The 19,653-nt window shown below is 38.3% G+C and carries 19 protein-coding genes; 13 read left to right on the forward strand and 6 right to left on the reverse strand.

The window, feature by feature from the left end; translation table 11 throughout:
• Positions 1-9 precede the first annotated feature (9 nt).
• Both EHQ43_RS05350 and EHQ43_RS05355 read right to left on the reverse strand, forming a co-directional pair.
• On the reverse strand, positions 10-1,071 hold the full coding sequence (locus EHQ43_RS05350; protein ID WP_135770309.1) for a hypothetical protein: 1,062 nt from the start codon (positions 1,069-1,071) through the stop codon (positions 10-12).
• A gap of 51 nt (positions 1,072-1,122) precedes the next feature.
• Complete coding sequence (locus tag EHQ43_RS05355; RefSeq protein WP_135739773.1) at positions 1,123-1,629, reverse strand: DUF3332 family protein; 507 nt, start codon at positions 1,627-1,629, stop codon at positions 1,123-1,125.
• 129 nt (positions 1,630-1,758) lie between these two features.
• Between EHQ43_RS05355 and EHQ43_RS05360 the strand changes: the two genes are divergently transcribed.
• From EHQ43_RS05360 to EHQ43_RS05390, 7 genes are read left to right on the forward strand one after another with little or no spacing between them, the layout of a single operon-like run.
• Positions 1,759-3,225: an MBOAT family O-acyltransferase gene (locus EHQ43_RS05360; RefSeq protein WP_135739772.1), complete on the forward strand. Its 1,467-nt coding sequence runs from the start codon at positions 1,759-1,761 to the stop codon at positions 3,223-3,225.
• A gap of 47 nt (positions 3,226-3,272) precedes the next feature.
• Positions 3,273-3,620 carry a PilZ domain-containing protein gene (locus EHQ43_RS05365; RefSeq protein ID WP_135739771.1) on the forward strand — a complete coding sequence of 116 codons (348 nt, stop codon included), beginning with the start codon at positions 3,273-3,275 and terminating at the stop codon, positions 3,618-3,620.
• The gene (locus tag EHQ43_RS05370; RefSeq protein WP_135753293.1) at positions 3,617-4,309 is read left to right on the forward strand and encodes a Rossmann-fold NAD(P)-binding domain-containing protein; all 693 of its coding nucleotides are present in this window, start codon (positions 3,617-3,619) and stop codon (positions 4,307-4,309) included. The genes EHQ43_RS05365 and EHQ43_RS05370 overlap by 4 nt, the downstream gene beginning before the upstream one ends.
• Positions 4,306-5,058 carry a lysophospholipid acyltransferase family protein gene (locus tag EHQ43_RS05375; RefSeq protein WP_135753292.1) on the forward strand — a complete coding sequence of 251 codons (753 nt, stop codon included), beginning with the start codon at positions 4,306-4,308 and terminating at the stop codon, positions 5,056-5,058. The genes EHQ43_RS05370 and EHQ43_RS05375 overlap by 4 nt, the downstream gene beginning before the upstream one ends.
• A 10-nt stretch (positions 5,059-5,068) precedes the next feature.
• On the forward strand, positions 5,069-6,235 hold the full coding sequence (gene metK / locus EHQ43_RS05380; protein ID WP_135739769.1) for a methionine adenosyltransferase: 1,167 nt from the start codon (positions 5,069-5,071) through the stop codon (positions 6,233-6,235).
• Positions 6,236-6,238: 3 nt separating this feature from the next.
• Positions 6,239-7,204, forward strand: coding sequence for a transketolase family protein (locus tag EHQ43_RS05385; protein WP_135739768.1), 966 nt, complete (start codon positions 6,239-6,241; stop codon positions 7,202-7,204).
• A gap of 16 nt (positions 7,205-7,220) precedes the next feature.
• Entirely contained in the window at positions 7,221-7,547 is a 327-nt protein-coding gene (locus EHQ43_RS05390; RefSeq protein WP_135739767.1) for an ATP-dependent Clp protease adaptor ClpS, read from the forward strand.
• Positions 7,548-7,681: 134 nt separating this feature from the next.
• Here EHQ43_RS05390 and EHQ43_RS05395 read toward each other — a convergent pair whose 3' ends face one another.
• Positions 7,682-8,560, reverse strand: a complete 879-nt coding sequence (locus EHQ43_RS05395) for an early set domain-containing protein (RefSeq protein ID WP_135740447.1) — start codon at positions 8,558-8,560, stop codon at positions 7,682-7,684.
• Positions 8,561-8,715: 155 nt separating this feature from the next.
• Between EHQ43_RS05395 and EHQ43_RS05405 the strand changes: the two genes are divergently transcribed.
• Positions 8,716-12,378 (forward strand): hypothetical protein, encoded by a 3,663-nt coding sequence (locus EHQ43_RS05405; protein ID WP_135770310.1) that lies wholly within the window; start codon positions 8,716-8,718, stop codon positions 12,376-12,378.
• Between the two features lie 3 nt (positions 12,379-12,381).
• Here the strand turns inward: EHQ43_RS05405 and EHQ43_RS05410 are convergent, their stop codons facing one another.
• Positions 12,382-13,194, reverse strand: a complete 813-nt coding sequence (locus EHQ43_RS05410) for a WecB/TagA/CpsF family glycosyltransferase (RefSeq protein WP_135739765.1) — start codon at positions 13,192-13,194, stop codon at positions 12,382-12,384.
• A gap of 126 nt (positions 13,195-13,320) precedes the next feature.
• On the opposite strand from EHQ43_RS05410, the gene EHQ43_RS05415 reads away from it, so the two are divergent.
• Genes EHQ43_RS05415 through mtnC form a run of 3 tightly spaced genes read left to right on the forward strand, consistent with a single transcriptional unit; the run spans position 13,321 to position 16,490 of the window.
• Positions 13,321-14,346, forward strand: coding sequence for a hypothetical protein (locus tag EHQ43_RS05415; RefSeq protein WP_135739764.1), 1,026 nt, complete (start codon positions 13,321-13,323; stop codon positions 14,344-14,346).
• Positions 14,343-15,701: an MFS transporter gene (locus tag EHQ43_RS05420; protein WP_135739763.1), complete on the forward strand. Its 1,359-nt coding sequence runs from the start codon at positions 14,343-14,345 to the stop codon at positions 15,699-15,701. Before EHQ43_RS05415 ends, EHQ43_RS05420 begins: the two co-directional genes overlap by 4 nt.
• Positions 15,702-15,746: 45 nt before the next feature.
• A complete protein-coding gene (gene mtnC / locus EHQ43_RS05425) occupies positions 15,747-16,490 on the forward strand; it encodes an acireductone synthase (protein ID WP_135770397.1) in 744 nt (247 codons plus the stop codon).
• Here the strand turns inward: mtnC and EHQ43_RS05430 are convergent.
• Complete coding sequence (locus EHQ43_RS05430; protein WP_135770311.1) at positions 16,487-16,717, reverse strand: prokaryotic cytochrome C oxidase subunit IV; 231 nt, start codon at positions 16,715-16,717, stop codon at positions 16,487-16,489. The two genes, mtnC and EHQ43_RS05430, sit on opposite strands and share 4 nt — an antisense overlap.
• Positions 16,718-16,726: 9 nt before the next feature.
• Positions 16,727-17,299 carry a cytochrome c oxidase subunit 3 gene (locus EHQ43_RS05435; protein WP_135770312.1) on the reverse strand — a complete coding sequence of 191 codons (573 nt, stop codon included), beginning with the start codon at positions 17,297-17,299 and terminating at the stop codon, positions 16,727-16,729.
• Between the two features lie 289 nt (positions 17,300-17,588).
• On the opposite strand from EHQ43_RS05435, the gene EHQ43_RS05440 reads away from it, so the two are divergent.
• Together EHQ43_RS05440 and EHQ43_RS05445 are read left to right on the forward strand one after the other, a co-directional pair.
• Positions 17,589-18,293: a c-type cytochrome gene (locus EHQ43_RS05440; protein ID WP_135770313.1), complete on the forward strand. Its 705-nt coding sequence runs from the start codon at positions 17,589-17,591 to the stop codon at positions 18,291-18,293.
• A 9-nt stretch (positions 18,294-18,302) separates the two neighbouring features.
• Positions 18,303-19,652: a cbb3-type cytochrome c oxidase subunit I gene (locus tag EHQ43_RS05445; protein ID WP_135753289.1), complete on the forward strand. Its 1,350-nt coding sequence runs from the start codon at positions 18,303-18,305 to the stop codon at positions 19,650-19,652.
• The last annotated feature ends 1 nt before the right edge of the window (position 19,653 follow it).

Consider the following 19,653-nt stretch of genomic DNA (forward strand, 5'->3'; position numbering starts at 1 on the left):
GTTTTGACGTTATGGAGTTGAGATTGTTCTCTTTTTGTGTTTCGTATGTGTGGGAGAATCAAAGATGGAATGGTTGTCATCTTTTTCAGTTTGCGCATTTTCTTTTCCATCCTCAGGACGTTTTTCTTCCTCTAAAATTGTTTGTTTCCCATTTTTTCCAACGGAAAGAATTCGAAAATAACGCGGAGAAGATACCAAATTCCATTCTCTGAAAAAGAATTTCGTAAAAGAATGTTTAGGTCCATACATTCCATTTGTAATTTCAATTTTTGATTTGATAATGGTTTTAAATTCGGACTGTTCTTCTTTGGTGAGATTTGGGAATTGAGCAATTTCACCATTCACATAACGATTTCTTAATATATCTAATTCCCTTCGGTTTCTTGTGGTAACATCTTCGAAAAACTTTTGTTTGGCTCCGGAACAGTTCCCATTATAAGATTCACAGTTTGGCTCTAAGTTTGGGCTCACATACGTTAACTCTACATAAATACTTATGTATTCGCCAGGTGAAGGTACTTTGCCTTCAAAAATTTCTAGGACTTGAGGGACAGTGTCACGATCTGTGTATTGTCTTTCGATCGCTTCTCTTGTGACTTTTGTTTCGGGAGTTGTGCTATTGACTTTTACTGGTTTTTTGGATTCACCAACAATAACTTTGTTCCGCATCACTTCTGTTTTTGTTTCTAATATTTCATATGCTTGGAAGTTAACAGGTTGTTTTGCAATGATTTCCCCTTTTTGGTTTAATACAACAATGTGATGGTCTATGATCGTTCCTGCAATGATTTCTTCAATGATACTAATCCCTGCGTCCTCAAAAAACAAATCTACCTGTATGAAAGGAATTTTATTTTCAGAAAATTCAACGCTCACACTGGGTTCTTGGGTGAGGGGTTTTTTTGAATTAGAATCCTGTGAAGGATTTGCCTCTTGTTTGGTAATCATTTTGATTCGGTTCAAATTGATTTGTTCGGATTGTGTTGGGAAGGTAGGAATCATGACCTGTTGTGGTGTTTGACACCCCCAAACAAATGCCAGAAGCAATACGGCAAAAAGAGTACGTTTCATATTTAGAGTATCGGCAAAGGATTGCCCCTAAAATTAGGGGCAATGTGGGTCTTAGATGTGTTTTACGCTCATTGGAGGAAGGATCGGTCCACTCACTTGTTGGATCTCTACATACTTTCCATTGATAAGACGGTATGCTTTTTCCGGTTTGTCTTTTAAAAAATAAACAGACTCCACTCCTTTTGCTGTGGGAGCATCCATTCTTAATACCTTACCCCATTCAGTGTAAGTAAGAGTGATGGTTTGTCCATTTTCAGTGTATTCTTTCACTAACTTTCCATCAAAATCATATTCAGCCATCGCAATTGGATTTCGGTCTGTCCAGAATTCGATTAAATTGAAAATTAGAACATCCATGATTCCACCCACATAGTAGGCGATGGATAAAGGAATGATCATAAATAAGGATCTAAAGAAACCAGCGACTTTACCTGTTCCAATCTGAATATTTCCGTTGAAAGAATAGATTGCCTTTGTAACACCGAATTTTCCAAAACAATTGGAAAGAAGGCCGAATGACAATAATCCTACAAGAGCTGTTTTTAATATTTTTTTCATTTTCTACCTCTACATTTTTTAGCTGAAAACTAGTGTCCAATCATATGTGAATTGAATAGGTTCTGCAAGTCGAAATGATTGACAGTGGTATTTTTTCGATGATTCTGGTCTGAATAGAAGGCGAAACCATTGATCTTTTCTGATTTTGAATACTTTGTCTTCTTTCTTTTTGTTTTTTTTACAGTTTGGTATTTATTCCCCGCTCTATTTTCGAATCAATCTAGAGAAACTCGAATCTTACATGTTTTCCTACTGATCAGTAGTTATTTTTTCTACATGTCATGGGACTATCGATTTGGTGCTCTTATTTTACTTTCAACAGCGATTGACTTTTATGTTGGACTCAAGCTAGCAACAGAAACGAGAGAAAAGATACGTTATTATCTATTACTCTTTAGTCTCATTACAAACTTAGTTTTTATCTTAGGATTTTTTAAGTATTATAATTTTGTTGTGAATTCGATTAACTCTGTCACCAGTTTTTCGTTTGGTGATGAGTTTTTGCCTGTTTTAAAAATTATATTACCAGCAGGGATTTCATTTTTTACCTTCCAATCGTTATCATACACCATTGATGTTTATCGGAAGGAAATCCCTGCTGAAAAAGATTTTATACGTTTTGCTTTGTTTGTGAGTTTTTTTCCACAACTTGTCGCAGGTCCAATTGTCACCGCTAGGACTTTTATGCCTCAGTTGTACAGCCCAAAAAAATTGGAAGACATTGAATTTCGCGTAGCGATTCGTTTTTTTATGTTAGGTTATTTTAAAAAAGCCGTACTTTCTGATATGGTTGCACCTACAATCGATGCTATTTATGCAAATCCTGCGGGTCATCATGCCTATGCGTTGCTTATAGCAGCTGCCCTTGGTGGCATCCAAGTGTATTTGGATTTTAGTGGATATTCTGATATGGCGATTGGAAGTGCCCTATTACTCGGTTACAAACTTCCTACTAATTTTAATCTTCCATTTTTAGCGACATCTGTTTCTGGCTTTTGGCGTCGATGGCATATGACACTCAATTCTTGGTTACGCGATTATATTTATATTCCTATGGGTGGAAGTCGTGTGACATCCGTTCGTCGAAAATTTAATTTATGGTTTACGATGTTTGTGAGTGGTGTTTGGCATGGTGCCCAATGGACCTTTGTTTTTTGGGGGTCACTCAATGGATTTTTTTATGTGTTAGAAGAGATTTGGAAGGAATGGTTCCCGGAGAAAGAGGGGAAAACATCCATTGCTGGTTTGAGCTTTTTGAAAATTCCTCTTTGGTTGTTTCAAAATTTACTCAATAATTCTATTTTCTTTTTGGGTGCCGTTTTTTTCCGTTCGCTCAGCTGGGAAAATGCATGGATCCATTTAAAAGGGATTTTCCTTTTCCAAGATGGAAATTTAAGGCCTTATATGTGGAAGGATTTCCTTTGGATCATTGGTTTTCTCATTTTAGGACATTTTGTTGGTTATTTTCTGTTTGAAAAAGGAAAAGGAAAAAAAATTCCAGCCAGTTTGGAATTTGTTTTGTATCCGGTTCTATTTCTTGTCTTAAATTTAGCTACACCAGAAAATTCTGTTCCTTTCATATACTTTCAATTCTAATTTGCTTTTTTCGTTTCCAATTCTAGGATTCCATGTAATTTGTTGCTATGGAAAGTGAGCGAAGGCTTCCCAGAATTTCTCCAGGTGATTTTTCCGAATTCGAAGTCCATCTTGACCTCGAAGGCATCACGTTATTTGGAAAACTTGGAAATATTTCCGAAGAAGGTCTTTGTTTTTTAGGTGAGGATGACTTACTTAGCGATGAAATTGAATCCCAAGTTTTGGGAAGTATTGTTTGGGGAAAAGGCACAAAACGTTTGTTCTTTGAAGGTACCATTATGTGGACCCAAACCTCAAAAATCAAAAATGTGATTTATCATATCGCCGGAATACAATTTTTAGAAAAAATCAATTTAACCGATTCGATGCTTGCCAGAAGTTTGGAGATCAAATGAAAATATTATTATTAGGGGGCACGGGTCTTGTCGGCAAACAAGTGTTACTCTCGCTCCTTTTCTACCCTCAAATCAAAAAAGTTACTGTGTGGGCACGTCATTTTGAAAACTCTTCAAAACCTAACCTTCCAATTGAAGTTATAAAAGCGACTTGGGAAGATTTTCAGGCAGGGAAAGTAAGTGTTCCCGAAGGGATTGATGCCGTCTTTTGTTGTTTGGGAACGACGATAGGAAAAGCAGGTAGTCAGGAAAAATTTCGAGAAATCGATTTTGATTACCCTCTACTTGCAGCAAGACAAGCAAAAGAAAAAAATATACCAGGATTTTATATCATCACTGCGATGGGTTCAGATCCTAACTCAAATATCTTTTACAACCGAGTGAAGGGTGAATTAGAATGGGAGTTAAAAACACTAAAATTTCCATTTTTAGGAATCTTTCGGCCTTCACTCCTCATTGGCGATCGAGAAGAGTTGAGAATAGGGGAAAAAATAGGTGAGGCAGTCAGTAATTTTTTTCCGTTTGGATTGTTTGGTTTGCAAAAGTACAAACCCATCCAAGCGGCTTACGTTGCAAAAGCAATGATCTATTCTTTGTTAAAAGACAAACCATCAAGTGAAACCAAACCAGTCGTAAAAATTTATGAAAACGATGTCCTTTGGGAAATCGGCAAGGACCATACTTTTTGATACCAGATAACAAACAAAAACCCTATTCCAAAACCAAATACATCATATTAAGTTTTGTTGTTCACTTCATCGTGAGAGTTTGGTATTTATTTGTTCGTAATCAAAAGTTTATCATTCCTGATGAATCTGCGAAAGTGATTGAACAAGGGAAAAACTACATCATTGCTGTTTTCCATGAAACCACACTTTCTTTGTACCGGCATGCAACGCAGTATTTAAAACGAAAGAAAAAAGCGGATATGGTGGCACTTGTCTCCCAATCCAAAGATGGAGAAATCATCCACCAAACTTTTGCTCGTTCTGGACTTCGATCTGTGCGTGGTTCTTCCACTAGAGGCGGAACAGGAGCCTTTCGAAATATCTTAAAAGAAATGAAACAGGGTGCCGTTCCCATCTTTACGGTGGATGGTCCCAAAGGCCCAAGAAAGGAAGTAAAACCTGGTGTGATTGTGACTGCATCTCTCACTGGTTTCCCGATTTTATACCTCCATTCTTGTTACGATCGTGCATATGTGTTTAAGAGTTGGGACCGCCATTTTTTTCCAAAATTTGGGGCTCGTCTATTCATCCAATATGGCAAACCCTTCCTTGTTCCAAAAGGCCTCACCGAAAGCCAAATCGATGAATATGCAAAAAAATTGGAACGAGAGATGCAAGAAAACGCCGAGTCGCTGGAAACCTATGTGCGTGGACTCTTTCCTGACAATTCTATTGACGTACCACCTAAAAACGAAATTTTAACCAAGTAAGGTAAAAAATATGTCCTCTCTTAAAAACTATATCTTCACTTCCGAGTCCGTATCTGAAGGACACCCGGACAAAGTCTGTGACCAAATTTCTGATGCCATTCTTGATGCGTATTTAGCGCAAGATCCAAAGTCCCGTGTTGCATGTGAAACCCTTGTAACAACAAACCTCGTGGTAATCGCCGGTGAAATCACAAGTAAAGGAAAAGTAGACACACAAGAAATCGCTCGTAATGTGATTCGAAAAATCGGATACAACGACATCAATATGTATTTTGATGCAGACTTTGCTGTTGTTGCTTCCCACGTGCATGCACAATCTCCAGACATTGCCCAAGGGGTAAACGAAGGAGAGGGACTTCATACAGAACAAGGTGCTGGTGACCAAGGTTTGATGTTTGGTTTTGCGATTGCAGAAACTCCGGAACTAATGCCTGCTCCTTTGTATTACTCTCATAAACTCTTAGAGCATTTATCTGAACTTCGCCATACAAACAAAATTGATTGGCTTCGTCCTGATGCAAAATCTCAAGTTACCATCCAATACGAAGATGGAAAACCAAAACGTGTTGATACAGTGGTAATCTCCACCCAACACAAACCAGGTGTGACTCACAAACAAATCGAAGAAGCAGTCATTGAGGAATGTATCAAAAAAATGATTCCGAAAGAATTGTTAACAAACACTCGTTATTTCATTAACCCTACAGGTAAATTTGAGATTGGTGGTCCACATGGTGATACTGGTCTAACAGGACGCAAAATTATCGTAGATACTTACGGTGGAATGGGTCGCCATGGTGGTGGTGCATTCTCTGGTAAAGATCCTTCAAAAGTAGACAGATCTGCTGCCTATATGGGTCGTTATATTGCTAAAAACGTGGTGGCAGCTGGGCTTGCTCATAAATGTGAAGTTCAATTGGCATATGCGATTGGAGTGGCACAACCAGTATCCGTTCTTGTTGATACATTTGGAACAGGAACTATTTCCGATGAAGAGATTGCAAAACGTGTTCTAGCAAACTTCAAACTCACTCCAAAAGGAATCGTCGAAGGTTTAGACTTACTTGGAAAAGGAAGAACTTACCAAGAAACTGCAGCTTACGGTCACTTTGGTAGAACGGGAAGCACGTTTACTTGGGAAAAAACTGATAAAGCTGAAGCGTTAAAAAAAGGATAAATAATGGGAGCACCTAGCCAATCGACAGCGGACAAAAAAGCAACAAGAGATGCATACGGCGAAGCCTTAGTTGAGTTAGGTGCGTCAAGACAAGATGTGGTGGTTTTAGATGCGGATCTTTCCGGTTCCACTAAAACTGCTGACTTCAAAAAAAAATATCCTGAAAGATTTTTTAACGTAGGTGTCGCTGAACAAAACTTAGTTGGTCATGCAGCGGGACTTGCCCTTTCTGGATTTGTTCCGTTTGCATCGAGTTTTGCCATGTTTTTGTCTGGTCGAGCATGGGAAGTTGTCCGAAATAGTGTCGTATACCCAAAGTTAAACGTAAAACTCGTGGCTTCTCATGGTGGAATCACTGTGGGAGAAGATGGTGCATCTCATCAATGTATCGAGGACTTTGCGATTATGCGTGTCATTCCTGAAATGACTGTCATTTGCCCGTCTGACTTTAATGAAACCAAACAAGTGATCCATGCCATTGCCGATTACAAAGGTCCAGTCTATGTGCGTGTTGGTCGACCTGCCATTCCTGTCATTGAAAGAGAAAACTACAAATTCCAAATCGGAAAAGCAGAAGTAATGTCAGAAGGAAAAGACGTTTGTATCATTGCAAACGGTGTGATGGTCAATGAAGCCATGTCAGCAGTGACTCTTTTAAAAGAAAAAGGAATTAGTGCGACACTCCTCAATATGGCAACCATCAAACCTTTGGACAAAGAAATGATTGTCGCCAAAGCAAAAGAATGTGGTGCCGTCGTGACTTGTGAAGAACATAATGTCATTGGTGGCCTAGGTTCTGCTGTCTCTGAACTTTTATCCGAAGAATTCCCAGTACCAGTGATCAAAGTTGGGATGAAGGATAGTTTTGGTAAGTCAGGAACTTGGAGTGGTTTACTCGACTATTTTGGCCTCCGCGCCAAAGATGTAGTTTCCCACGCGGAACTTGCCATTTCCAAAAAGAAAAAATAAGGGTAGGGCTTCGGCAATGACCGGTTCCGGAGCTACCCAACCTTCTATCTTAGAAGAAACAGAGATTAAACCCCGCAAAAATAACGGCCCTTGGAAGGTTGTTTTGTGGGATGATGACCACCATACGTATGAATATGTCATAGAGATGTTGATGGATGTTTGCCAAATGACTTGGGAAAAAGCCTTCCAACATGCGGTTGAAGTTGACACTCGTAAAAAAACCATCGTCTTTTCTGGGGAATTAGAACATGCAGAATTTGTCCATGAACGGATCTTAAATTATGGACCTGACCCACGTATGAGTTCCTCAAAAGGTTCCATGACGGCGACGTTGGAACAATAAATTTTAGGGAATCAGAAGATACGAAGGGAGATTTTATTCACTCAAATTTCCTACTGAAATTACCGCCGAGAGATTTCTTAATTTGTTTTGAAACGTTTAGGTTTATTAATTTCAGATTTCAATAATTAAAGTTTTCACATCTTTCGCTCTAATGCGTAATTACGCTCTGGTACGATGAGCGAAGAAACCGATTCATTGGTATCGATTTTGATATTGGTGACAGGGTTGTAAGTATCGAGCATCGTTTCTCCATCGACTATGAATTGGTAATGATACTCACCTGGAAGTAATTTTTTCTCTAATGTAAAGACTCCCTTACGATCTTTTTTCAAAAAATCATGTTCTGGGTTCCAGTCATTAAAATTCCCTACGACACGTACCACTTCGGCATTTGGTAAATAAATTTGAAATTTCACGGTACGTAGGTCTCTTTCTTCATTTGCAGAATCTTCAAGAACCATGGTCTTTGTTTGTCTGTCAGTGTCTTTCGAGTCCAAAACAAATCTTGAATAATACGAACCAGATCCATCTTCCACCTTATCGAAGTTTTCTGGATCATAAGTAAGAAGTCCATTCACACGGAATTTGTATTCATAAACAGGGTCATCTTCATAGTTTTCTTTGATTTGGTTTGGTTCAACTACAGTATAATAAATACCATATTGGTTCCGTTTCATTTCAGAACATTCCCAGTTGTTGAAACTCCCACAAATTTCAACTGATTCATCCCGAAGCCCATTGTATGTAAAAAGGATCCCGCGGTGCAAAAGATTACCACTTGAAACATAAGATTCAACGTCAAGGTAACGAATGTAACGTGGAGCGATGTTTTTTTTCAGACTTTCCAATTGCCAAAGATAATATACCGTATTTTGGTCTTCTGTTTCTTCCGACATTTCGAGTTCCCCAGAGGAAAAACTACCAATCCAATCCATGCCTTCGTCGGCAAAAATACCAATCCCAGTGAAAAAGAGTAAAATGAGGGCAATTCGGATGAATTTGGATTTCAACATAGTGCAGTCGTCTCTAAAGTCCTTTGTTTTCATTTTCGGCAGGATTGAAAAAAGAGAGTGAAAGGTTTTTTTCTGAATGAACAATCTGACATAATAAAAAAAATATTCTGTCATTTTCAGAAGGGGCCGATAATTCATTAGGAATAGACCTTCGCATGGCTGAGCCAATAGACAAATTGAGTCCGGAAGAAATCAAACAAATCGAGACGATGTTTTCGGCTCTCAATAAAAATCCTATGTCTTCGGAAGAACTCAATCCGATGGCGAAAGTTTTACGTGAGAAATTAGGATATACCAATCCATTTTCTGGCAATGAAGAGCCAGAACCTTCAGACGAAGAACCAAATGATGCGATTCCCGATGATTTTGGTGGAGATGACACTAGCGAAGGTGAAACATCCGATCCATTTGCTGGGCTTGATGATGATGACGATTTTGGACCACCCAAACTATCCAGCAACCAACCAGAAGAAGACGACGGCATTGATTTAGATGAACTATTAGGGGAAGACAGTCCCAAATCCCAAGAAACACCTTCGCCTACCACGAATGATTTTGATGATTTGGGAGTGGATACCCCAGCAGATGACTTTGGAGCCGAAGAAGATCCATCTACTGATGAAGCCGATCCTTTTGCAAATTTAGATTCACCAAACGAAGAGACAAGTGCTGCCGATGACCCGTTTGCAAATTTAGATGCCATCGATGAAGCTCCGGTGGAAGAGATAAAAGCACCAGAAATTGGTGATGATCCTTTTGCGAATTTAGGAGGAGATGACGATTCCTCTCCTAAAACGACCGACGAAGATTTGTTTGCTGGATTCGATTCTGGATCAGACACAGACGAATCCCAAACACCTACAGATGATTTTGATTTTGGATCAGGTGGAGAAACTCAAGGCGGTGACGATCCATTTGCTGATATGGGTTCGTCTCCCGCAGATTCCGATGTGGGATCTGGATTTGGTGATGATCCATTTGCCAGTTTAGATACTCCTTCTCAAACAACTGATACCACCAATGATCCGTTTGGCGGTTTGGACACACCAACACCTAGCGGTGAGTCTTCTTTTGGTGATGACCCATTTGCTGATATGGGCTCAACTCCGATGGATTCCGATGTGGGATCTGGATTTGGTGATGATCCATTTGCAAATATAGATTCTACTCCTTCTACAAAGGAAAGTGAACCTGCTGACATTGGTGGAGGATTTGATGATCCGTTTGGTGATCTTGGTGTGGGAATGGAACCACCAAGTCTTGACGACGATCTTGCTGCACCTTCCTTTGACGATCTTGCACCATCAATCGATGATATGCCAGTTTCCTCCATGGATGATTTTGGTGGAAATGATGAAGGTCCTGGTGGTTTTGAAGAAGACCTCATGTCTCTTGGCAAAGAGGAAGAACCGGAAGAATCTCTTGAAGCCAACCTAACGGATGAAGAACTTGCAGTCATCCAATCGGAACTTCTTCGTTACCCTCCGAAATTACGAAGGACAATCATTGATACGATTGTTAACCAAAGAATTCCAGTTCGTAATCAAAAAGAAATCATCGAACTTATCAAAGCACAACAAAAACCAGAAGACATCGCAAGTTACTTAAGCGGACTTTTGGGAGAACGTGTCGAGCTTAGTGATTCAAGTGGAAAATTTGCAGCTGATGGTGTTCCCATCATTGCAAGTAAAGATGCATACACTAAAGAAGGTGCTGCTCGCAAACGAGAGCTTATACGGCGGACCATCCTTTCTTCAGCCGCCGCTATCTTTTTAGTTTTTGGAATCGTTACTTTATGGAAGTATGTGATTGTTCCTTACCGAGCCAAAGCCCAGTATGCGCTTGGTCTTGAAAAAATTGAAGAATTCACTTATGAAACGGATGCATTGGAAAAGAAAAAGTTACTCGCTGATGCTGAAAATTATTTTATCAAAGGGGAAGAAATTTTCCCACATAACCTAGAGTTTTTGAACAAATATTGCAGTGCTTATACCAAAGCTGGTTTGTACGAACGTGCCTTTGAAAAATGTTTTGGGAAAGTTGAACCTGATTTTGGATATGAACCTGAAGATAAAGAACACAAACGTGCTTGGGAAAATCGAAAAGAAGTACCAAACATTAGTTTTGCGAAAAAAACGGAATGGAATGATGCGGGTGTGGAAACAGCAGGTCGTCGTCCACTTCCAGAGTTAGCATTTTATTTAACTTCACAAGACAAAGTACCAAGAAAGGTTTTAAAAGCAGGGGCATACATTGCATCTCGCCTCAAATACAATATCCATGACATAGATACATACATTGCACTTGGTAACTTCCATTCCTTCCATAGGAAAGACTTTATTGAAGTTCCACCGGGAAGTAATCGTAAAAAATACAAAAACGATCATTTAGCGATTGAATACTTCAAACGTGTGTTTACCGATGGAGGAGATCCAGATAACGTTGATGCAATTGCAGGTATTGCAAAAATATTCTATAATAAACAAGAATTTGGAACTGCCGTTAAATATTATAATGATATCATTGAAAAATATCCTAAAAATCCAATTGGGCATGGCGGAATTTTATCCACTTATATCGAAATGTGGAAACGAGACAAAAATCCGCAGTATGTTCTAAATCACCATAGGCAAGTTCGTAATGCTTTAAATATTGAAGACGAACTTTCACTTTTTGTTTTGGCCAAACTTGCATCCTTCTACATAGATTTGGATTCAGAAGAAGTGCGTATTAAATACAACATCAACCCAGAAGACCAAGTCACGGGAATGGAAATTGATGATAACGTAGAATACCTGTTAAACATCGCTTATGGTAAAGATGGTGGAGCTAAATTTGCAGAAGGTTATTACCAACGTGCTCGATTTTATTTCAAAAAAGAAGAAGCGGCTCGTGCCTTAAAACAACTTGAGTTGGCATCAACTTATGATGTCAGACACTATTTAGCTGTTTTACTTATGGCTGAATATTATATTCAAACAGAAAATTATGATGAAGCTGTAAAACTTCTACGTGAATCCGATGATCGATACCAAAACTATAGAGATCGTTTAGGAGAACGAGATGAAGATGAAACTTTACTTGAAGGAAGTCCAGGAAGGATATCTTTTAACTTAGGAAAAATCCAATTTTTAGAAGCTGCAGGCATTAATAAAACAGACAATATAAGAGAGTTTCCTGGCAAAAAAATCTATCCTGAACGAAGCATTGGAACTCTTTCTTTTGAGGAAAAAGAAAGACGGAATGGTTTGTTTATGGCACGTGAATCATTCCTTGCAGCCCTTGACCGCGACATCACAAAAGATTCAAAGATTGTCCGTGAATGTTATTATTATTTAGGTTGGATCGATTATAATCATGGGGATTTTGCTCAGAGTTTGGATTTTTGGGCAGAATTACCTGAAGAAGACATCTATAACAATCCTACGCTTTTATTTGGGAAAGGGAATGCATTTTATTACACTAGGCAATACAATGCGGCACTTGGCAACTATCTCAAGTTAAAGGATGATTTTGAACTCAAAGAACAAAGTTTGGGTCGAATTGATACTGAAAATTCGGATCATAGAGAAGTGTATGAGACACTTACGGCCCTCTATAATAATATTGGTGCCGTGTATGAGAAAAAACAAGATACTATCAATGCACTCAAATACTATTGGAAGGCAATGGAAACAGCGCGTAAAATTGGATCCGTCAGTGAAATTGCCAACTCTAACAAAGATTTAGTGTTTGCTCGTGCCAAACTTGACAGAGAACCGTTGCTTGAAGATTGGCTTGCACCAACCCTCGATCGATTGACAGAAATAAAAAAATAGGGATTAACGTTTACGGAATCTTTCGCGGATTCCAAGTAATAAGAAGTAAAAAGTCTCCCACATCCGACGGATTCGATATGGCCTAGCGATGATACGCCATAACCAGATAAGACCCCTTTCTTTAAACCATTCTGGCGCTTTTCTATCAGCACCAGATAACATATCTAAGGCGCCGCCAACACCAATGACTACAGCTTTGCCGAAATAACCAGTGTTATTTTCGATCCAAATTTCTTGTTCTGGAAAGTCCATCGCTAAGAAGATAATGTCTGGTCCTGTTTTCCGAATTGCTTCTTTGACCCGCATTTCCCTTTGACGATCGAGATGGCCTGCGTGCCTTCCTACGATTCGAACTTTTGGGAAGTGCCTTGTGAGATTAAAATAAATTCGCTCAACAATTTCGTCTTTAGCCCCAAAGATGAATGCCGTAAATTCTTTGAGTTCTGCTAGGCGGATGAGATCCATCATCACTGCAATTGGGGTCACACGTTCTTTCAGTCGACCCTTTGTCATCCAACCAATCCCGGCACCTTCCACCAAAATGGTGCCAGCTTTTTCTGCGATACGGTGGAGTGATTTTTTGGGACGCATCCTCATGAGTTTGATCGGATCTAAGAACAAAACATGGTGCATGCCTTCTTTTTTCTCGAGCACACGGAAGAGTTTGGCAATGGCTTCATCAGTTGTGACATTGTCTATCGGAATTCCCAAAACATTTAAGGTTTCCAACTTAGAAACATCGATATTTTGGTATTCGAGTAGTATATCTCTCTCGTCTTTTGAGGAATTGTGAACGATTTCGCTCAATTGCTTCATGTAGCCAGGTTTTCCTTTCCTATCTAAAGCATTATGTCCAGTACCCTCTCTTGTCGCCTCTAAATTTTTAAAAACTTTCGTTTTTTCACTTGGATTGGAACCGAGAGAAAGAGAAAAAGTATCAAAATGTTTCGTAGCAATTGTTTTCTAATTTTTATTCTCCTTTTTCTCTCAAGCGCAAGTTATGCGGAAAAAATTTCAATCTTTGGAACCATTCAAAATGGTACAACACGAGGATTAGGCAAAGCAGACTCAATTCGGATGTTGGCACTACAAGGTGCAATGGTCCCTCTATCAGAAATTGGACCACAAAATGGGAAATTTCGATTTCCTGAAATGGATTTACCTGAGGGTGCACCCATCCTTTTACAAATCCAATACCAAGGTGTAAATTATAATAAAATGATCCCACCAACTACCATGTTTCGTACTTCTCCTCAAGAGGTAACGGTATATGATACAGGTGCAGATCGTAAACAAATTTCAATCAAAAGCTTAATGCAAGTTATGCGTGAGAAAAAAGGACTCCGAATATTTAAACTATTCCTAATCGATAATGCAAGTAATCCACCAAAATCCTATGATTCCAAAGCAGGTGCATTGGAATATTCAGTGGCAAAAGAGGCTACTGAGATTATGGCACAACTCCAACAACCAGGTAGCAAAATGGCAATTCCACTTGGTGTTCCAGAAGGACCAAATGGAGGTAGGATTTTAGATCGAGCAGTATTACCAGGAAGTTCTGAATTACAAATCTCGTATTTGATTCCCAATTCACAAGATTCATTCAGTGAACGAATGTTAATTGAGTCTGAGAATGGCAAATATCCAATCTTTGTGAAACCTCAAGATATGGAAGTGAAAACCAATGAAAAAACACCTATTGTAAAATTAGATAAAGATGTACCGAAAGGTCTCAGTGCTTATGTACTCAATGCACTTGAGTTTGGAACAATTGTTGAATTTCAATTTGTTGGTGGAAAAGCACTACCATCTATGGCCAATTCACCTAATCCAGAAATTTGGAATGGATCGATCTTAACTAGTTGGGATTTGTCTTTATTTGCAGTCATTGGATTTTTAGGACTACTCTTTACACTCTCATTTATTTTTGTCTACCGCAAACAAACAGAAAGGAAAAACAATTTATGAACCAAAAAAAATCAAAACAAGAAACCACCTATCTTAGGTTTTTTGGCCTTGCAGAACTTGTGAACCATGGCCCAAGAGGGATTTTAGCCTTCTGGATGATATTAGGGATGGCATTCTTTTTGTTTGGTGATCAGAACCTAATTGCACCCAATATGAAAAATATTGGTGCATCGTTAGGTATTACAGATCCGAATGAAGTGGATTGGAAGTTTGGTGGTATCATTCCAGTTTTGTTTTTTATCCTTGGTGGATTTGTTTCCCTTTCGATGGGATATCTTTCACAAGCATTTTCCAGGAAACACTTGTTGGTTGCTACTGTGTTATTAGGAGAGATCCCTTGTTTTTTAACTGCTTATGCACAAACATACGATCAGTTTTTAATCCTTAGAACTCTTTGTGGATTTGGACTTGGTGGTATTTTCCCTTTGCTCTTTAGTTTGATTGGTGATTATTTTTCGAGTCAATCGAGAGCAATTGCTACAGGTTATGTATCACTTGCAATGGGACTTGGGGTTGGAGTAGGGCAGTTATTAGGTGGAATTCTTGGTGGTGCAGATCCTATTGATGGTTGGAGAGCTTCATTTATCTATATGTCTGCTCCTTCATTTTTCTTTGTGGCAATTTATTTGTTTTTCTGTAAAGAACCTAAACGAGGTGGGGCAGAAGAAGTTGGTGTTGATGAACTTTCTCACAAAATCACACTTAAAGATTTTAAATTATTATTTGAAAACAAAACAAATCTCGGAGCTTTTTTACAAGGTCTTCCAGGTTGTATTCCTTGGGGTGTGTTCTTTGTTTATTTGGCCGATTATTACGAACATACATACCATTTATCCAAAGAAGTATCTGCAGGTATGATTACCTTTGCAGCGATAGGAATTTTTATTGGGACTTTCTTTGGTGGTGTACTTGGTCAAATTTTGTATAATATCAAAAAAACGTACCAACCGTTGCTTTGTATGGGTACAACATTCTTTGGTGTTTTTCCAGCAGTGATGTTGTTATATGCATTTGATATTGTTCCTTATATGGGTCTTTTTATAGCACTAAATATTTTCACAGGGATTATGATTTCAGTAACTGGCCCGAATGTAAGAGCAGTACTACTCAATGTGAATGAGCCAAAATCTAGAAGTGCGATTTTTTCAATTTATAATTTAACAGATGATTTAGGAAAAGGTTTAGGACCTGTGATGTCAGCGGTTATTCTCGGGCTCACACCTGATCGTGGTCTTGCCCTTTCTATCTCTATTCTTTTTTGGATTCCATGTGCACTTGCTTGGATTTTAGTACTGTTCAATTATGAAAAAGATGAAGCTAACATGCATTTATTGATGAAACAAAATGTTTCTTAATTCATTTTTGAAATACAATTTTAAAAATTGAACAAAAGCACATCAATGCAGATTAAACATAACTTACTTGATATAGAAGGGACAACGGCACCAATTGCCTTTGTCCACGAGATTCTTTTTCCTTATGCGAAAAAACACATTCATTCTTTTTTAAAGGACTATCAATTTTCGGAAGACCAATGGACGGAAATCCAAACGGAATTCCAAAAAGATATATCAACTTCTGATTCATTACTAACTCAAAAACTTTCGATTCAAAAATCTTCTGGTGAATTGAATGCAAATGAAATACCAAAAACACTTTCTATGCAATTCGTTTCCGTTTATTTTGAATATTTAATTGAGAAGGATCGAAAATTTGGTCCCTTGAAATCGATTCAAGGTAAAATTTGGAAACAGGGTTATGAATCTGGTGAAATCAAAAGTACCGTGTATGAAGATGTCCTGGGTTTTTTAAAATCTTCCAAAGAAGCCGGGATTCAAAATCATGTTTATTCCTCTGGTTCAGTGGAAGCTCAACATTTAATCTATCAATATTCGGTGTTAGGTGATTTGCGAGAGTACTTCACTTCTTATTTTGATACGGCAGTTGGTGGCAAAAGAGAAAAAGAGAGTTATGAAAGGATTGTTGGAATCCTCAATGTTTTGCCCAATCAAATTCGATTTTTTACCGACATTGTTGAAGAAGCGGAAGCAGCTAATGCTACAGGAATGGATGTGGTAATTTTAAATCGGCCTGGAAACCTCAAACAAAAACCTCATCCATTCCCTATTTGGGAACATTTTTAAGTAAAAAACCAAATCCCAAACGAATACACGAATATAAGACCTGAGAAAATGATTTTCCAAAAAAAATGAGCCTGGATTAAATTCATAAACACAAACGAGATGAGAAGAAATTTGAGTGCACTCATAACTATCAAATTCCAATTACCAGGCACAAATGATCCAAACCCATAAAAAGAAAGGTAAACAGTCAGAAACAATATTAAATAAGTAAATACAATCTGTAACATACGCTCTCCTTATTGGATCAAATACAATGCTGGGTACAAAATTAACCAAATAAGATCACACATATGCCAAAATATAGCCCCAGCTTCTAAGTTGACAAATTGTATGTTTTTACGAGTGAAGAATACAATAAGTAGGATTAATAAACCAACAACTACATGTAAGTAGTGAAAGCCAGTTAACAACCAGTAATAGCTAAAAAAGACACTTAAGTCTAAAGTAAAACCTAAACTCCATTTATTTTCGAATTCTAAAAATTTAAGAATCAAAAATCCTAAACCAAATATTATAGAGCCTAAGATTCCAAAAATGAAAATTGGTTCTTTTTGTTTTTCTTTTGCGTATACACTTAATGCTAATAAAAATCCGCTCGTAAGAAGGAAGATGGTATTCCAAAACGCAAAACTTCGATTCAATTGGCTTTGCATGGCTTGAAAACCACTTGGATTTTGAGCTTTATCAAAGATGAGAGATCCAATTCCCATACAAAATGTGATCACTTCAACAAAAACAATGAGCCAAATCAAGATTCCACCTGGTGGGTACCAGATTGATTCGTCACTCTCTGCGAACTTGGTGTTCATAGATGCTCCTTTCGTTTAAAATAAATCAAAATAGCAGAATATTCAATATAAATTATATAATTTATGGAATCATATCAGTTTGGTTATATTTAATCGTTCAGTTTGAACGGTGTTTTAAATATTGAACAAGGATCGTAAATAGATTTTAAATGATTCTAATTTTCAATTTGTTTCATTATGTTTTACTTCGAATATTATGATACACTAAAATATATTAAGAACTTGATTTAGATCAAGGCAATTTGTACAATCTGCACTTACATTTGTAAAATGAAAAAAGGAGGTAGGGATGCTTTCAAAATCGCAAGCTAGGGCATTCTTTCTGGGTGGAACGTTTTTGTTCAGTGCAATCTTTGTGTTCCTCACAATAGATTCCATTCGACAAAACGATGCCCGTACCAATGCGCAAAACTTAACTGAAGATGTGCTGAAGGGGAAAGAGATTTGGGAAAAAAACAATTGTATGGGTTGCCATACCTTACTTGGAGAAGGCGCTTATTACGCTCCTGATTTGACAAAAGTTGTCGAACGAAGGGGTGTTAGTTGGATCGATGTGTTTTTAGATGATCCTCAAGCGATGTTCCCTGGGGAACGTAAAATGGTGAAATACAATTTCACGAAAGAAGAAAAAGGACAGGTCATCGCCTTCTTGGATTGGGTTGGAAAGATTGATGCAAATGGTTGGCCTCCAAAACCAAATATTCCAGTTGATTCGATTGCAATAGCCGTATCTCCGCAAACTTCAACTAATATTGTCAAAGTATCGCAACCAGAAAAGTTTTCACAGCTTTGTGTCGCCTGTCACGCAGTAGGTGGTAAGGGTGGAAATGTGGGGCCAACACTTGACCATGTTGGATCAAAGTTTGATGCCGATTACCTTAATCGTTGGTTGATTGATCCACAAGTGATTAAACCGGGAACAAATATGCCAAAGTTACCGTTAAGTGATACAGAGAGAAAAGACATCGTAACTTATCTTTCTGCATTAAAATAAGGAGAAACAATGAGATTCCAATCACAAAAGGTCGCATATTGGTTCTTTGCAACTTGTATGTTACTCTTATCATTACAAATCGTTTATGGTTTTATCATGGGTTTCGCTCGTATTGGAATGGATGGACTACATGATTATATTCCGTTTAATACAGCACGTGCGACACATACCAATTTACTTGTCGTTTGGTTATTAACTGGATTCATGGGTGCGGCGTATTACATCATCCCAGAAGAATCCGACCGGGAATTGTATAGTGTAAAACTCGCTTATATCCAACTTATTTCTTGGGTTGTGGTGGGTGTTATCGCGATTGTTGGTTTCCATTTTAATTGGTGGGAAGGCCGTAAGTTCTTAGAAATTCCTAGACCTCTTGATTATTTGGTTGTTGTCAATGTTTTGACTTTTCTTTTTAACATTGCAATGACCATTTGGGAAGCCAAAAAAAGAAGTACAACACAACTAGTTCTTTTCTTTGGTCTGTTATGCGCGGCTTTATTGTATCTTCCAGGTATGATTTACTTCGACAACCAAACCCTCGATTCCTACTTTCGATGGTGGGTCGTACACCTTTGGGTAGAAGGAGTTTGGGAACTCATCATGGGTGGTATCTTAGCATTTTTACTCATCAAACTCACGGGAGTGGATCGAGAAGTGATAGAAAAATGGTTGTATGTGGTTGTTGGTCTCACTTTTCTTTCTGGGATTTTGGGAACCGGCCATCACTATTATTGGATTGGAACTCCAAAGTATTGGCTGATGGTGGGTGGTATTTTTTCAGCATTAGAGCCACTTGCATTCCTTGGAATGGCGATTTGGGCACTCAATATGTATCGTAAAAAGGGTAAAGACCATCCAAATAAAATCGCACTCTATTGGACACTTGGAAGTGCGATCATGTCTTTTATTGGAGCTGGATTTCTAGGTTTTGCACACACATGGCCTGCGGTCAATCAATGGACACATGGTACACTTGTCACTGCGATGCACGGTCACCTTGCGTTCTGGGGAGCTTACGCCATGTTAGTGTTAGCTGTAATTTCTTATGCAATGCCAAACATGACAGGTAGAAAACTGTTTACTGGTATGTCAGGGTATTTAGCATTTTGGGCATCCAATGTTGGTATGTTAGGAATGACTGGAGCTCTAGCTGTCGCGGGGATCACACAAGTATACCTTGAACGTAAATTGGGTATGGATTTTCTTGTCGTACAAAAAGAAATCGTATTCCACTTTATTGGAATGTTACTTGCGGCAACACTTTTCACAGTTGGAATCACTTATTTTATCGTTGATTTCATTCGACATGGACTTCCATCAAACGAAGCTCTTGGAAAAAATGTTGGCGATTTAGATTAAC

This window comes from Leptospira bouyouniensis, assembly GCF_004769525.1.
GTDB classification, from domain to species: domain Bacteria; phylum Spirochaetota; class Leptospiria; order Leptospirales; family Leptospiraceae; genus Leptospira_A; species Leptospira_A bouyouniensis.